General features: G+C 73.6%; 9 protein-coding genes. 3 read left to right on the top strand and 6 right to left on the bottom strand.

The features are described 5' to 3' along the window. Positions 1–17 precede the first annotated feature (17 nt). The 3 genes from ACX9MN_RS15410 to ACX9MN_RS15400 form a co-directional block, all read right to left on the bottom strand. The gene (locus tag ACX9MN_RS15410; RefSeq protein WP_091925922.1) at positions 18–869 is read right to left on the bottom strand and encodes an AAA family ATPase; all 852 of its coding nucleotides are present in this window, start codon (positions 867–869) and stop codon (positions 18–20) included. A gap of 233 nt (positions 870–1,102) precedes the next feature. Beyond that, on the bottom strand, positions 1,103–1,744 hold the full coding sequence (locus tag ACX9MN_RS15405) for a hypothetical protein (RefSeq protein WP_020092351.1): 642 nt from the start codon (positions 1,742–1,744) through the stop codon (positions 1,103–1,105). Next, positions 1,741–3,000: a hypothetical protein gene (locus ACX9MN_RS15400; protein WP_020092350.1), complete on the bottom strand. Its 1,260-nt coding sequence runs from the start codon at positions 2,998–3,000 to the stop codon at positions 1,741–1,743. The genes ACX9MN_RS15405 and ACX9MN_RS15400 overlap by 4 nt, the downstream gene beginning before the upstream one ends. Positions 3,001–3,310: 310 nt before the next feature. On the opposite strand from ACX9MN_RS15400, the gene ACX9MN_RS15395 reads away from it, so the two are divergent. Further along, a complete protein-coding gene (locus ACX9MN_RS15395) occupies positions 3,311–5,155 on the top strand; it encodes a cation:proton antiporter domain-containing protein (RefSeq protein ID WP_091680219.1) in 1,845 nt (614 codons plus the stop codon). A 62-nt stretch (positions 5,156–5,217) separates the two neighbouring features. Here the strand turns inward: ACX9MN_RS15395 and ACX9MN_RS15390 are convergent, their stop codons facing one another. After that, positions 5,218–5,625 carry a hypothetical protein gene (locus ACX9MN_RS15390; RefSeq protein WP_020092348.1) on the bottom strand — a complete coding sequence of 136 codons (408 nt, stop codon included), beginning with the start codon at positions 5,623–5,625 and terminating at the stop codon, positions 5,218–5,220. A 335-nt stretch (positions 5,626–5,960) separates the two neighbouring features. On the opposite strand from ACX9MN_RS15390, the gene ACX9MN_RS15385 reads away from it, so the two are divergent. Continuing rightward, complete coding sequence (locus tag ACX9MN_RS15385; protein WP_489724852.1) at positions 5,961–7,136, top strand: vWA domain-containing protein; 1,176 nt, start codon at positions 5,961–5,963, stop codon at positions 7,134–7,136. 169 nt (positions 7,137–7,305) lie between these two features. Here the strand turns inward: ACX9MN_RS15385 and ACX9MN_RS15380 are convergent, their stop codons facing one another. After that, on the bottom strand, positions 7,306–7,626 hold the full coding sequence (locus tag ACX9MN_RS15380) for a 2Fe-2S iron-sulfur cluster-binding protein (protein ID WP_020092346.1): 321 nt from the start codon (positions 7,624–7,626) through the stop codon (positions 7,306–7,308). A gap of 133 nt (positions 7,627–7,759) precedes the next feature. Continuing rightward, positions 7,760–8,080 carry an Hpt domain-containing protein gene (locus ACX9MN_RS15375; RefSeq protein ID WP_091680223.1) on the bottom strand — a complete coding sequence of 107 codons (321 nt, stop codon included), beginning with the start codon at positions 8,078–8,080 and terminating at the stop codon, positions 7,760–7,762. A 288-nt stretch (positions 8,081–8,368) separates the two neighbouring features. On the opposite strand from ACX9MN_RS15375, the gene ACX9MN_RS15370 reads away from it, so the two are divergent. After that, on the top strand, positions 8,369–15,772 hold the full coding sequence (locus ACX9MN_RS15370; RefSeq protein WP_489724851.1) for an apolipoprotein A-IV repeat region-like domain-containing protein: 7,404 nt from the start codon (positions 8,369–8,371) through the stop codon (positions 15,770–15,772). Positions 15,773–15,810: the final 38 nt, after the last annotated feature.

Here is a 15,810-nt window from a genome sequence, read left to right as displayed (position 1 = left end):
GGGTCGTCCGTCCGGCCTCAGCCGCCGCGCTGGTCCCGGCGCATCATGAAGGCCAGCTTCTCGAACAGGCTGACATCCTGCTCGTTCTTCAGGAGCGCCCCGTGCAGCGGCGGGATCAGCTTGCGGCCGTCCTGCTCGCGCAGGGTCTCGGGGGCGATGTCCTCGGAGACGAGGAGCTTCAGCCAGTCGAGCAGCTCCGAGGTCGAGGGCTTCTTCTTGAGGCCCGGGACCTCGCGCATCGCCAGGAAGGTCCGCAGGGCCTCCTCGACGAGGCGGTGCTTGATGCCCGGATAGTGGACGTCGACGATGCGCTGCAGCGTCTCGGCATCGGGGAACTTGATGTAGTGGAAGAAGCAGCGGCGCAGGAACGCGTCCGGCAGCTCCTTCTCGTTGTTCGACGTGATGATCACGATCGGCCGGCGCACGGCCTTCACGGTCTCGCCGGTCTCGTAGACGTGGAACTCCATCCGGTCGAGTTCGGTCAGCAGGTCGTTGGGGAACTCGATATCGGCCTTGTCGATCTCGTCGATGAGCAGGACCGGGCGCTCGGGCGCGGTGAACGCCTCCCAGAGCTTGCCGCGCCGGATGTAGTTGGAGATGTCCGAGACCCGGGGGTCGCCGAGCTGGGAGTCGCGCAGGCGCGAGACCGCGTCGTACTCGTAGAGCCCCTGCTGCGCCTTGGTGGTCGACTTGATGTTCCAGACGATCAGCGGCGCGCCCAAGCCCTTGGCGATCTCCTCGGCCAGCACGGTCTTGCCGGTCCCGGGCTCGCCCTTCACGAGGAGCGGCCGCTCCAGGACTACGGCGGCGTTGACCGCCGCGGTGAGGTCGGGGGTCGCGACGTAGGTCTCGGTTCCGGAAAAGCGCATCGCGGTCTCGGAGAGAGGGGCTCGGGCCAAGGGGTAGCGCGCCGCGCCGCCGGGCCGCAAGCGCCGAGCCCTCCCGGCCGTCCCAGTCGGTGCCGGCTGATGCGCCCTCCGAACGGTCCACGCCGTCATCACGAGCGAAGCGAAGTGACCCAGAGCAGCGGGACGTCCGGAGGCGTGGCGCTACCCTGGATTGCTTCGCTTCGCTCGCAAGGACGGTGGCGCCGCGAGCGATCTCAGCCCTTCTCGTGCCAGACGCAGTTCCGGGCGAGGATCTCGAGGTTGACGTCCGACTTCTGCGGCTGCGGCAGGGTCTTGCCGTCCATGGCGAGGTCGATCTTGATCTCGACCTGGCCCTTCGCCTCGTTGGAGCGGCGGGAGAAGTAGCAGTACTGCTGGTAGGGCTGCTCGGCGCTGTCCTTGAAGTTCCAGCCGGTCACGATCTGCCCGTCGAGGTAGGGCACCTGCTTGAACACCGTGAAGGTCGTGTTCACCGCGGCCTTGGAGGCCGGGGCGGCGTCGTTGCCGAGCTGCGCCTTGGTGGGCGTCGGCGTCGCCGGCGCCTTGGGCAGGCCCTCGAGCTTGAGGGTGTTGTCGGTGAGCGTGACCTCGCCCTTGGTCTTCAGGGTCACGTCCGAGAGCGCCGCCTGCATGGCGGCGGCGATCTTCTCGGCGGCGGTGTCGAACTGGTTCAGCGTCGCCCAGCCGTAGGCCGCCGCGCCGACGCCGATGCCCGCGAGGCACGCGAAGGCGCCGAAGCCCAGCGCCCGGAACAGGAAGGCCCGGGCCGCGACGTAGCTCGAATCCGCCCGCAGGCGGGAATTCACCTGCTGGGCGAGGGCGATGTTCTCGGGGGTCCCGCTCGCGACGTAGTTCATGCGCCGGCTCCAGCGGCAGGGAGGGTCGGGCCCGGATGGGTCTGGTTCGGCAGCGCCTGCTGGCCCTGGGCCGGCCGGTTCATCGGGATCACCGCGCCCGACGCGTTGGCGGCGCGCGGCAGGATCGGCTCGGGGTGCGAGCGCAGGGCGTCGGCGATCGCGTCGAGCATGTAGGGGGCCGCCTCCGGGTTCACGGCGGCGCCGAGATCGTCCTCGTCCATGAAGGTCCGGCGGGTCGAGACCGCGCAGAGCGCCAGGATCGTCGACGCGAAGGCGGCGCAGACCGCGGGCAGGAACACGAAGATCCGCAGGAAGGCGTGGACCTGGCTCTCGGTCACGTCGATCGGGTCGACGCCGTAGACCATGGCGGTGAAGGAGTGGAGCTGCGAGCGGTTGACCGCGTTCCGGTAGCCCTGCTCGGCGTCGGCCACGCGCCGGTCGGCGGCGCCCGGATCGAGGGCGGCGCGCGCCTTGCGGGCCTCCTCCAGGTCCTTGATCATCCCGGCGCGGTCGGCGGACGCCTTGGCGACGCCCTGCGACAGGGCGGCGACGCGGGGATCGGCCACGCATTTCAGGTTCTGGTACTTCCGGCCCTTGCTGTTGGTGCCGAAGACCCGCTCGCAGCGCTGGGCCGGGAGGCCGGCGAGCTGCTGGGCGTTGTCGGCGGAGCGCTTCTCGATCTGGTCGAGCTCGGCCGTGTACTGCGCCACGCGCTCGTCGGCCGCCTTGATCCGGTCGCCGATCGTGGCGCGGTCGGCCTGGGCGTCCTTCAGGGCGGTCTTGGTCCGGGCCGCCTCCATCAGGCGGGGATGGAACATCATCTCGCCGAGCTGCGACACCGACTTGGTGGTCACGCCCGCCGCGAAGATGATGCCCAGCACGGCGAGGCCGCGCACGAAGTAGGAGCGCTGGGTCCGGGCCAGGATGCCGAGCGGCACGCGGCACAGCTCCACCGCGGCGTAGACCAGCGGCGCCAGCAGCATGAAGTAGAAGGCGTGCCAGTCGCCGTCGCTGTAGACGCCCGCGAACAGCCACGCGCCCCAGAGCGAGGCGCCGATCACCATGAACTCGACGAGGTACGCGATCGCCACGTAGCCCCACTTGATGCGGTAGCCCTTCTCGACGTGGCGCTGGTGCCGCCAGCGGTCCGACTCGAGCTTCCACTCGCGCTTCTCGCGCTCGAGGTCGCGGCTGGGGGGCGCTGCCGGACCGGCAAATATCGATTTGATGGAGATCATCGGCCTCGTCGCATCCATCCGGTCCAGTTCCGGGCCGAGCCCGGCCGAGCTTAACCCCCGGTTAACTCAGGCGTGTATGCGCGCATTGTGCCGATTTTGGGCCGCGTTGCACGCCTTCACCGCATGCCTCCTTTGGATGCCGTCCGCATCCCGCGTGCCGGTGACCGAAATGTCTCACCCGCGCCTGTATCCGGCTTGTGTCGGAACGCACGTCCGCGGGACCGGTCGCGGGCCGAATCCGGTTGCTCCGAGGGCGCCGCCGACCCATGATCGCGCGGCCGTGAGCGGCGCTCCCCACCCCCGAGAGACGAGGTTCGATCCGCCGCCGATGCCAGAGGTCCACGCCGGCTCCTACAAGGAAGCGATCCTGTTTCTCGTCACAGCGGGCATCGTGGTGCCGCTGTTCCACCGCCTGCGGATCTCGCCGGTGCTCGGCTTCATCGGTGCCGGGGCCCTGCTCGGACCCTTCGGCCTCGGCCGGCTGGCCGACACCTATCCCTCCGTGCACCTCTTCACCATCGGCAACCGGGCCGAGATCTCGCACCTCGCCGAGTTCGGCGTGATCTTCCTGATGTTCATGATCGGGATCGAGCTGTCGTGGGAGCGCCTGCGGGTGCTGCGCCGGCTGGTCTTCGGCCTCGGCTCCCTGCAGGTGGGCTGCTCCGCGCTGATCCTCGGGGCGATCCTCTACGGGCTCAACGTGCCGCTCACCGGCGCGGTGATCGTCGGCATCGGCCTCGCGCTGTCGTCGACCGCGGTGGTCCTGCCGGTCCTCGCAGAGCAGAAGCGGCTGAACGCGCCGACCGGGCGCACGAGCTTCGCGGTGCTGCTGTTCCAGGACCTGGCGGTGGCCCCGGCCCTGTTCGCGATCGCGGTGCTCGGCCGCGACGACGGCGGCGACAAGGGCTGGGCCCTCGCCCTGGCGCTGGGCCAAGCCGCCGTCGCGCTGGCCCTGATCGTGGTGGCGGGCCGCCTCGCCCTGCGCCCGCTGTTCCAGCTCGTGGCGCGCACGCGCTCCACCGAGCTGTTCATGGCCGCCTGCCTGCTGGTCATCGTCGGCACGGCGCTGACCGCGGCGGCGAGCGGCCTGTCGATGACGCTCGGCGCCTTCGTGGCCGGCCTGCTGCTGGCCGAGACCGAGTACCGCCGGGCCATCGAGGCGACGATCGACCCGTTCAAGGGCCTGCTGCTCGGCGTGTTCTTCGTCTCGGTGGGCATGAACCTCGACCCGGCGCAGCTGATGGCGACGCCGGGGGCGATCATCGGCCTGTCGCTGGCGCTGGTCCTGATCAAGGCCGCCGTGGTGATGATGGCGGCCCCCGTGCTGAAGATCCCCCGGCCGGTGGCGCTGGAGACGGCGCTCCTCCTCGGCCCGGGCGGCGAGTTCGCCTACGTGCTGATCGGCGGCGCCATGGCCACCGGCCTGGTGCCGGAGGAGGTCGGCGCGGCGGCCCTCGTGGTGACCACGGTCACGATGATCATGATCCCGGCGCTCGCCGCCGTCGGCCGCCGGCTCAAGCTGCGGGCGACCGCCAGCGCCCAGGCCACCGCCAAGGCGGAGCCGGTGCCGGAGCGCGTGGGGAACCGGGTGATCGTCGCGGGGTTCGGCCGCGTTGGCCGGCAGGTCGGCGAGATGCTGGAGCGGCACAAGATCCCGTACATCGCCCTCGATTCCGACGCCGCGCGGGTGGCCGAGCAGCGCCGCGCCGGGGCGCCGGTCTATTTCGGCGACAGCGGCAACACCGAGATGCTGCGCCGCTGCGACATCGCCACGGCCCGGGCGCTGGTCGTCACCCTCGACAATCCCCGCGCCGTCGAGGCGGCGGTGGCGGCGGCCCGCGCCGAGCGGCCGGACCTGACCATCGTGGCCCGGGCCCGCGACGCCCGCCACGCCTCCTCACTCTACGAGCTCGGCGTCGACGACGCGGTGCCGGAGACGATCGAGGCCTCGCTGCAGCTGTCGGAGGCCGTGCTGGTCGATGTCGGCGTGCCGATGGGGCTGGTGATCGCGTCGATCCACGAGCGGCGGGACGAGTACCGCGCCCTGCTGAAGAAGCGCGAGGGCGAGTCGAAGCCGATCTTCCGGGCCCGCCGGACCGTCGGGAAGGCACTCGGCAAGGCCCCGGTCAAGCGGGAGCCCGAGCGCCAGGAGGCGGCCGGCCAGGAGGCCTGAGGGGGCGGCCTGAGGGGGCGGCCTGAGGCGGGAGATCCGAGCGGAGGTCCCGGGGGCCCCGCTCAGATCAGGACCGGGTGCGCGTCCTCGTGCTTGGCCCGCCGCGCCGCGCGGCTGCGCGGCGCCGGCTCGAACCCGTCGGCGAAGCTGCACCGGTAGACCAGCTCGTCCGCCGGCCCGAGGCCGGTGACCAGGGGGACCGTCACGGTGTCGCCGGAGAAGCGCCAGCCGCGGGCGCCCTTGTCCCAGTAGAGCCAGACCGTCCCGGGATAGCCCCGCAGGGTGAACACCGCGGCCTTGCGCGACAGGGCCTGCACCGCCCGCGGGGCGTACATGCCCTTGTCGCGGTAGGCGTCTCGTGTCGCCTCCGGCTGACGGTCCATGAAGGTGTTGCGCACCAGCTGAATCGTCGCCCCCGGCTTCCCGAGAAACCGCTTGAATTCCGTCAGATTCCGCAGGATGACCGCCATCGCAGGTCTCCTCGCTAGCTCCGTGTCGGCCGCGCTGCCGCGTCCGCACACACTCGATGTCCCGAGTTGAGCGATTCCCATGACCGATTGAGTGACTGGGCGAGGCTTGTCCGGTCACATATCAACAGATTCGACGACTTATGCCCAGGTTATGAGTCCCATCGGGTCGGAGAGACTCGTTTGGGCGCCGGAATCGGCGCTGCCGACGGGGCTGAATCTTGTCGACCATCGGCGAAGACTCGGAAGTCCTTCGGAAAAGTCCTGCCACGCTCGGCGGCGCGCCGACCGATTCGCGCGGGCTTGACCCGGACGCCCGGCTGGCGCGTTCTCCCGGCATGCTGCTGCAGTTCTTCACGGCCCTCCGGGACGCCAAGGTCCCCGTCTCGCTGAAGGAGTACCTGACCCTGCTCGGCGCCCTGGACCGGGGCCTCGCGGAGCATGACGTCGAGGCGTTCTACTTCCTGTCGCGCACCGCGCTGGTGAAGGACGAGGCGCATCTCGACCGGTTCGACCGGGTGTTCGGCACGGTGTTCAAGGGGCTGGAGACCCTGGGCGAGGCGGTCGAGCCCGCCGCGATCCCGGAGGAATGGCTCAGGAAGCTCGCCGAGAAGTACCTGACCGAGGCCGAGAGGGCGGAGCTGAAGGCGCTCGGCTGGGACAAGCTGTTCGAGACCCTGAAGCAGCGCCTCGCCGAGCAGAAGGGGCGCCACCAGGGCGGCTCGAAATGGATCGGGACCGGCGGCACCTCGCCCTTCGGCGCCTACGGCTACAATCCCGAGGGCATCCGCATCGGCCAGGACGGGAACCGCAACTTCCGGGCGGTGAAGGTCTGGGACAAGCGCGAGTTCAAGGACCTCGACGACGACCGGGAGATCGGCGCGCGCAACATGCGCCTGGCGCTGCGGCGCCTGCGCCGCTTCGCCCGGACCGGCGCGGCGGAGGAGCTCGACCTCGACGGCACGATCCGCGCGAGCGCCCGCCAGGGCTACATCGACGTGAAGCTGCGGCCGGAGCGGCGCAACGCCGTGAAGGTGCTGCTGTTCCTGGACGTCGGAGGCTCGATGGACTGGCACATCGAGCAGGCGGAGGCGCTGTTCTCGGCGGCGCGCTCGGAGTTCAAGCACCTCGCGCACTACTACTTCCACAACTGCCCCTACGAGGCGGTCTGGACCGAGAACCGGCGGCGCCACGAGGCCAAGACGCCGCTCCTCGACGTGATCCGCACCTACTGCAGCGACTACCGGCTCGTCTTCGTGGGCGACGCCTCGATGAGCCCCTACGAGATCGCGACGCCCGGCGGCTCCGTGGAGCACTGGAACGAGGAGGCGGGTGCCACCTGGATGCAGCGGCTCCTCGACCATTTCCCGAAGGCGGCGTGGCTGAACCCGGTGCCCGAGACGCACTGGGGCTACACCCAGTCGATCGGCATGATGCAGCGGCTGGTCGCCGGCCGGATGTTCCCCCTCACGCTGGAGGGGCTCGACGCGGCGGCGCGGGCGCTGGTGCGATGACAGGTGCCTTTACGGCCTCACAGCGCGATGCGACCGGAGGCGATGCCGTCCTCGCGAGCGCAGCGAAGCGATCCAGCAGCGCCGCATACGCGGATGTCGTGCCACCCTGGGTCGCTTCGCTGCGCTCGCGAGGACGGGCGGGGATCGCGCGACCGAGACGGCTTCCGTCTCAGCCCTGCTGGGACGGCGTCGTCACCACGAGGCCGTCCATCGCCGGCGTGATCTTGATCTGGCAGGAGAGGCGGGAATTCTCGCGGACGTCGCTGGCGAAATCCAGCATGTCCTGCTCCATGTCCTGCGCCTTGCCGACCGTGTCGATCCAGGCGTCGGCCACGTAGACGTGGCAGGTGGCGCAGGCGCAGGCGCCCCCGCACTCCGCGTCGATGCCCGGGACGTTGTTGCGCATAGCCGTCTCCATCACGGTCGCGCCGACGCTGCCTTCGACGGTCCGTTCCGTCCCGGCGTGGTCGACGTAGGTGATCTTGGGCATGCTGGGGGCTCCGGGCTCGCGTCGAGCGCAATCTGTCCGACGGGCGGCGTGCCTGCTTGGCGGCTGGAAACGCGGAATGCAAGCGCGGCATTAGACACCGGTCCCGGATCGATCGCCGCATTGGGCGACACCGTCAGGCGCGCGCCTCCGCGATCTCCGCCAGCGCCCGCGCGACCGCGGCCGCGAGGTCGTCGACCGGCACCGCCCCGGCGCCGGCGCGCAGGCGCGTCTCCGCGGCGTCCGCGAGCGCCCGCACGTGGATCGCCCCGACGCCCGCGGCCGAGCCCTTCAGGGTGTGGGCGAGGTCGGCGCGCTGCGCCCGCGGCAGGGCCGGGTCGGCGAGGCGCGGCAGGATCGACCGGCACTGGCCGGCGAACAGCTCCAGGACCTCACGGGCCAGGTCGGCGTCGCCGCCGGTCTGGGCCTCGAGTTCCGCGGGGTCGATGGCCTGCATGTTCGGGCTCCCGGCATCCGGATTCGTCGGGGATTGCGGATCTGATCCACACAATTCACCCCCTGATTCGCCGGGTGGGGATCGCGCCCGACCCTTCCCCTGCGGCAGGATGGTGGAGGCGGCGAGCGACGGGCCCGGTAACCATTCGGTTAACCTTTTCTGGGGCCGGTCGAGGGCTCGGGTATCGGCAGTCGCTGCCCGAGTTTAGTCTTGTAATGGTAAACGGGGCGTTGCGTCTCCGGCTCAAGCCTCTCCAGGCGCCGGTGAACCCGTGTAACGAGGCGTTGTATGGCGACCGAGAAGAAGCTGAAGGACCCGGCCGAGGCCGCGCTCTCTGCGATCGAGCAGGCGCTGAACCTCGACGCCCTGACGCCGAACGGCACCGACGGTCGCGCCGAGCCGCGCCTGCCCGATGTCAGTGACGCCGACCCGCTGCGCGACGGCGGTCTCGACGCCGGCCGGACCATGCCGCCGCGCCTCGACCTCGACCCGCCGCTCGCCTCCGACCTGCCGCCGCCGGGCCTGGACCGCCCCCGCCGCGAGGGCGGCCTCCTGCCCCCCGACCGCTCGCTCGTGGCCAACGACGACCGGCGCAACATCGGCATCCTGCAGCAGACCCTGCGGGTGCGCTCCTCGCCCAAGCCCTACCTGCTCGCCCTCGCGGCCGGCGCCGTCTGGATCGGCGCCCTGGTGCTGATCGCGTGGTCGAAGTCCGACGGCGACCTGCGCGCCGTCCTGTCGGGCCTCTCGGCCCTCCAGGCGAGCGTCGGCGCCGCGGCCCTGTTCGGCCCGGTGGTGCTGTTCGTGATCGCCGCCATGCTGGCGGTGCGCGCCCAGGAGATGCGCCTCGTCGCCCGCGCGGTCGGCGAGGTCGCGGTGCGCCTGGCCGAGCCCGAGAGCTTCTCCACCGACGCGGTCCTGACCATGTCGCAGACCGTGCGCCGCGAGGTGGCGGCGGTGGGCGACGGCGTCGAGCGGGCGCTCGCCCGGGCCGGCGAGCTGGAGACCCTGGTGCGCGGCGAGATCGCCACCCTGGAGCGGGCCTATTCCGACAACGAGATCCGGATCCGCTCCCTCGTGGACGAGCTGGTGGCCCAGCGCGAGGCGATCGTCACCAACGCCGAGCGGGTGCGCAGCGCCATCACCGGGTCGCACCAGAGCCTGAGCCAGGACCTGGAGGGCGCCTCCGACCGGATCGTCTCCGCGGTGACCGGCGCGGGCGAGCGCGTGACCGGCGCGCTGGAGACCCGCGGCGCCGCGATCACCGCCTCCCTGGGCGAGGCCGGCGACCGGGTGGTCAACCTGATGACCGCCCGCGGCAGCGACCTGATCGACACGCTGGCGGCCACCAGCCAGGAGGTGCGCGGCAGCTTCCAGGAGGTCGGCGAGACCCTGACCCGCAGCTTCGAGGACCGCGCCGGCACGGCGACCGGCGCCTTCCAGGCCGCCGGCACCGCCCTGGCCGAGCGCCTGTCGGAGAATGCCGGCGCCCTCACCCGGACCCTGGAGGAGACCGGCAGCCGCGTGAGCGACGCGCTGGAGCGCCAGGCCGGCACGGTGCGCGAGACCTTCGAGCGCTCCGTGACGGGGCTCGAATCCGCCTTCCTGTCGCGCGGCTCGGAGCTGACCGAGCGCTTCGGCGCCATGGGCGCCGAGATCACCGCCCGCTTCGCCGAGACCGGCTCGGCCCTGACCCAGGACATCGCCGGCCGCGGCCTCGCGCTGCGCGCCGAGATCGAGAGCGCCGGCCTGTCGGTCGCCGAGACGATCGAGGGCCGCGGGCGCGACGCCCAGGCCGCCCTGGCGCTCGCCGCCAGCGGCGCCGGCGAGACCCTGGCGGCCCGCGCGGGCGCCGTGCGCGACGACCTCGTCGGCACCGCCGAGCGGATCGCCGAGGCCCTGTCGGAGCGCGGCGGCGCCCTCGCCGAGCGGATGGACGGCATCGCGGCGCGCCTCGACGAGACCGTGACGGTCCGGGCCGCGGACCTGGAGCACCGGGTCGCGGCGGCGGCCGAGCAAGCCGGCGGCAGCATCGCGCACCGGACCGAGACGGTCGCGGCCAACCTCGAGGCCGCCTTCGCGGCCCTGGGCCGGGGCTTCGAGACGGGGGCCTCCTCCGCGGTCCAGTCGCTGCGGGGCACCGTCGAGGGCCTGTCGGGCGAGATCGACGGCCGCACCGCCGAGGCGGTCGCGGCGCTCCGGCGCGGGGCCGAGGCGGCCACCGATGCCCTGCGCGGCACGGCCGAGGACGCCACCGGCGCGGTCGAGGCGCGGACCCTCGAGGCCGTGCGGGTGTTCGAGCGCCGGGTCGCGGATTCCGCCGCCGCCCTGTCGGCGCGGACCGAGGAGGCGGCCGCCGCGCTGCGGGCCGCCGCCGATCAGGCGAGCCAGGCCGCCGAGACGCAGACGCGGGACGCCGCCGCCCGGCTCGCCGCGGCCCTGGACACCCTGCGCAACGCCTCCGGCGAGGTCACCGGCGCGGTCGAGGCCGAGACCGCGATCCTCACCGCCCGGTTCCGCGACGCCGCCGACCGGGCCGGCACCGAGCTCGGCGCCCGCGGCACGGACGCCGTCGCGGCGGTCCGCGCCGCCCTGGACGATCTCAACCGCGAGCTCGCCGCCCGGACCGGCGACGCCACCGGCAGCCTCGCCGAGGCCGCCCGCGCGATCTCGGCCGACCTCGCCGCCCGGATCGGCGAGATGGAGGCGGCCTTCGGCGAGCACGGCCGGAGCGTCGCCGAGCTGCTCGCCGGCCACGCCGACGAGACCCAGGCCCGGATCAGCGGCACCGGCCGCGACATCGTGCTCGCCGTGGCGAGCCAGGGCGCCCGCATCGCCGACACCCTCAGCCAGACCGGCGCGAGCTTCGCCGAGACCGCCGACGGCCGGGTCCGGGCGATCGACGAGACGCTGGGCAGCCGCCTCGCCGCCCTGCAGGAGACCATCGCCCGCGGCGACATCCTGGCCGACCGGATCAACCGCGACACCGCCGCGCTGGGCGAGACCGTCGGCGCCCGGCTGGAGGAGATGGACCGCCTCCTCACCGGCAAGGGCGAGGCCGTCGCCGAGACGATCGCCACCCGGGCCCGCGAGGCCGGCAGCCTGATCGAGACCCATCTCGGCGGCCTGGAGACGCGCTCGGCCGAGCGGGCCGCCGCCATCGCGGCCGCCGTGGCGGCGCTGGTCGGCCAGATCGACGACCACCTCGGCAGCCGCGCGAACGCCGTGGACGACGCGTTGCGCGCCCGGACCGACGAGATGGCCCGCGTCATGGCCGAGGGCCATCGCGGCCTGATGGAGATGCTGGAGGGCCGCACCTCCGGGCTCGGCCAGGACATCGCCCGCCACACGGGCGAGATCGCCCGGCGGATCGAGGAGAGCGCCGGCCATTTCGACACCGGCGTCATCGGCCGCCTGCAGGCGATCGCCGAGACCCTGGACCAGCGCGCCCGCCTCGTGGACGAGAGCTTCGGCGTGCAGGCCTTCGAGGCGATCCGCCTGATCGAGGCGCGCACCCGGGCGGTGGACGAGGAGCTGGCCGGCCGGACCCGCGACCTCGTGGCGATGATCGCCGACCGGACCGGCGGCCTCGACGGCGCCATGGCCGAGCGCGTCCGCGCCCTCACCGGCACCATCGAGGAGGCCACCCGCGGCCTCGAGGCCGCGCTGGCGAACCGCGCGGATTCGATGATCCGCCTGGTGGACGAGCGTACCGAGAACGCCGACGCGGCGCTGGCGGCCCGCACCGAGGCCGTGCACGCGGCCTTCGCGGAGCGCGCCGAGCTCATCGGCCGCCTGATCGACGAGCGCATCGCCGCCATGTCGGGCGAGCTCGACGAGAAGGGCCGCGCCGTGTTCGGGGCGATCGGCGGCCGGATCACCGAGCTCGCCCGCCTGCTCGACCGCGGCGGCACCTCGCTGGCCGAGCTCATCGACCAGCGCGGCGAGAGCGTGCTCGCCAAGCTCCAGCAGACCATCGCGGACGCCGAGCGGATGCTCGATGCCGGCGAGGGCCGCCTGGGCCACACCCTGTCGAGCCGCACGGCCGACATCAGCGGCCTCCTCGACGAGGGCGTCCGCTCGGTCCACACCCTGCTGGACGACCGCACCAACCAGATCCGCGTCCTGCTGGACGACCATGCCGGCACACTGGCCGCCACCCTGGACGGCCGGATGGGCCCGATCCACGAGGCGCTGGACGGCCGCGGGCAGGCGATGGTCGCCGCCCTGGAGGGCGCGTTCGGCTCCGCCACCGGCGCCCTGGACGACCGCACCCGCCAGCTCGGCAGCCTGTTCGACGAGCGGCTGGGCCACCTCGAGAGCCTGGTCGACGGCCGCGGCACCCGCCTCGCCGACACCCTCACCGCCCGGGCCCAGGCCCTGCGCACCCTGTTCGAGGAGGCCCAGTCGGCCCTCGACGGCGTGGTCGAGGGCGGCGGCGGCCGCTTCGCCGCCGCGGTCGACGCCCGCATCCAGTCCCTCCGCGCGGTGCTGGAGGAGGCGCCCGCCGCCGTCTCGGCGCTGGTGGAGACCCGCGAGCGCCAGCTCGCCGCCACCCTCGACGCCCGCACGCAGCGCCTCCACACCCTGTTCGAGGAGGCCCAGGCCGGCCTGCGCGACCTCGTGGACGGGCGCGGCCAGGAGGTCGCCGACGCCATCGCGGCCCGGACCGAGGGTCTGCGCACGACCCTCGACGCGGCGCCCGCCCAGATGGCGGACCTGCTGGACACCCGCCTGTCCGACCTCCAGGGCCTGTTCGAGCGGGCGCAGGGCGAGATCGACCGCCTCGTGGACACCCGCGGCCGCCAGATCGCCGGCACCATCGAGCACCGCACCCAGGCGCTCCAGACCACGATCGAGGGCGTGAACCCGGCGATCGCCGGCCTGCTCGAGGAGCGCGAGAACCGCCTCGCCGAGACCCTCAAGGAGCGGACGGGCGAGCTGCAGACCCTGTTCGACCGGGTGCAGAACCGCCTCAGCGCCCTGGTCGAGGGCACCGGCCGCGACGTGTCCGAGCGGGTCGACGCGCGCGTCGAGACCCTGCGGGCGACCTTCGAGCAGGCGCGCGCCGCGATCGAGGGCCTGCTGGAGGACCGCGGCCAAGCCCTGGTAGCGGCCGCCGAGGGCCGGACCGGCGCCCTGGTGGAGGTGTTCGACGCCCGCCTGCGCGCCCTCGACGGTGCCGTCGAGGGCCGGACCGGCGCCCTGGTCGAGACCTTCGACGCCCGCCTGCGCGCCCTGGACGGCGCCGTCGAGGGGCGGACCGGCGCCCTCGTGGAGACCTTCGATGCCCGGCTGCGGGAGCTGGACGGCGTGGTCGAGGGCCGCACCGCGGCCCTGGCGCAGGCCGTCGAGGCGCAGAGCGAGGCCCTGGCCCGCGGCGTCGACGCCCGCGCCGACGCCTTCACGCAGCGCATCGACAGCCGCATGCGGCTGTTCGCGACCCTGGTGGCGCAGCGCGCCGACACCTTGGCCACCGCCTTCGACGACCGCCACGAGGCCTTCGCGGGCCTCATGGACGAGCGCACGGCGTCCCTGGTCGCCGCCCTCGACGAGCGGGCCCGCGCCCATGCCGAGCAGGTCGAGGCCCACAACGCGGCCCTGGCCGAGACGCTCAGCCGCCGCGAGGCCGCGCTCGCCGGCCTGATCGACGCCCGCACCGAGGCCCTCGGGGCCGGGTTCGAGCGCCGCGCCACGGCGCTCGGTGCCCTGGTCGACGCCCGCGGCGAGGCCCTGTCCCGCCGCCTCGCCGAGAGCGCCGAGACCCTGGTGCGCGCCATCGAGGAGCGCGGCGGCGCGCTGCTCGCCAGCGTCGAGGGCAGCGGCCGCGCCGTCGGCGACAGCCTGGAGGGCCATGTCGAGCGCCTGCGCGGCGCCATCGACGGGCCGATGATGGACCTGTCGCGGGCCCTGTCGGACCGGGCCGAGGCGATCGAGCGGACGCTCGCCGAGACCGGAATGCCGCTCGCCGAGAGCCTGCGGGAGCGGACCGAGGAGCTGGCCGTGCAGTCGCGGGCCTCGGCCGAGCTGCTGCGCGCCGCCGTCGAGGACGGCGCGGGCCGCACGCTCTCGGAGCTGTTCGAGACCAACGACCGGATGGGCCGCGAGCTCGGCGCGCTGCTGCAGCGGATCGAGGCCGCCAACACGGCGCTGACCGACCTCGTGGCCGGCGCCGACACCAACCTCGGCGCGATCGAGCAGGGTCTCACCGGCCGGATCGAGCAGGTCCAGGGGGCGCTGGAGCGCATCGCCGCCGAGACCGGCCGGGCCAGCGCCGGCGTCTCGGCCCAGGTCGAGGCCCTGCGCGGCGCCGCCGACGGGGCGCTCAGCGAGGCCTCGCGCCTCGCCGAGACCCTCGACGGCCGCGGCCGCTCCCTCGGCGAGCAGACCGCCGCGCACGTGGCGGCCCTCGACCGGGCCGCGGCCTCCCTGGCGGCCATCGAGGAGCGCCTCGACTCGGCCCTGTCGGGCCGCGAGACCAAGCTGACCGAGGCGCTGGCCGCGTTCGAGGCCCGGGCCGCCGCCCTGGAGCAGAACGGCACCGCCCTGGCCCAGACCATCGAGCAGACCCTGCGCGCCGCCGAGGAGCGTGCCCGCAGCGTCGGCGAGTCCCTGGCCCAGTCGGCCCAGGGCGCCGGGGCCTCGGTGACGAGCGCCTTCGCCGACCTGAAGGACAGCGCCAGCGCCGAGGGCGAGAAGGCCGCCCAGGGCGTCCGGCAGGTCATCGAGGAGGCGGCCCGCGAGATGCGCAGCGGCTTCCAGGAGGCCCAGGCCAGCTTCGGCGACTCCTTCTCGGCCCTGCGCGAGATGGCGGGCTCGATCCGCGGCGAACTCGACGCGACCCGCGCCGAGCTCGCCAAGGGCGTCCTCGAGCTGCCGCGCGAGACGCAGGACGCCACCGGCGAGATGCGCCGGGTGGTGGCGGACCAGATCAAGGCCCTCAACGAGCTGTCGTCCCTGGTCTCCCGCTCCGGCCGCTCGGTCGACGTCGCCCAGCCGCAGGCGCAGCCCCAGCGCCGGGTCGCGGAGAGCGGCGGCCGCGCCGTCGCGGCGGCGGCGCCCGCCGCGGCCCCGGTCGCACCGGCGATGCCGACGGCGGCCCCCGCGGCTCCGGCCCTGCCGGCGCCCGCGGCGACGCCGCGGCCCGCCACGGCCAAGATCGAGGCGCCGCGCCCGTCCGCGACCGCCCGCCCGGCGCAGGCCGGCGACAAGCGCGGCTGGCTGTCCGACCTGCTGACCCGCGCCTCGCTGGACGACGACGAGGAGCCGGCGGCCGACGCGCCGGCCGCCGCCCCGGCGCCCGCGCCGGCGGCCCGCCGCCCCGCGGTGGCGGCCGCCGAGACCGGGCGGATCGCCCTCGACACGATCTCGACCGACATCGCCAAGATGATCGAGCACCGGACCGCGGTCGACCTGTGGGAGCGGTACCGCCGGGGCGAGCCGAACCTGTTCGACCCGCGGATCTACACGCCGCAGGGCCGGGCCACCTTCGCGGAGATCCAGCGCCGCTACAGGACCGATGCGGAGTTCCGCCGCAGCGTCGACCGCTACGTCAGCGAGTTCGAGCGCCTGCTCGGCGACGTGGTCAAGAACGACAGCGACGCCAAGCGCACCGACGCCTACCTGACCTCGGAGACCGGCAAGGTCTACACCATGCTGGCCCATGCCAGCGGGCGCTTCGACGGGGCGTAGGACCGATCCCGCCGGGGCCGCTCGCGGCGCCGGCGGGT

This window comes from Methylobacterium sp. 1A (genome assembly GCF_058072805.1).
The sequence above is the reverse complement of the archived record's forward strand: the minus strand, read 5'-3'. Positions and strand labels throughout refer to the sequence as shown.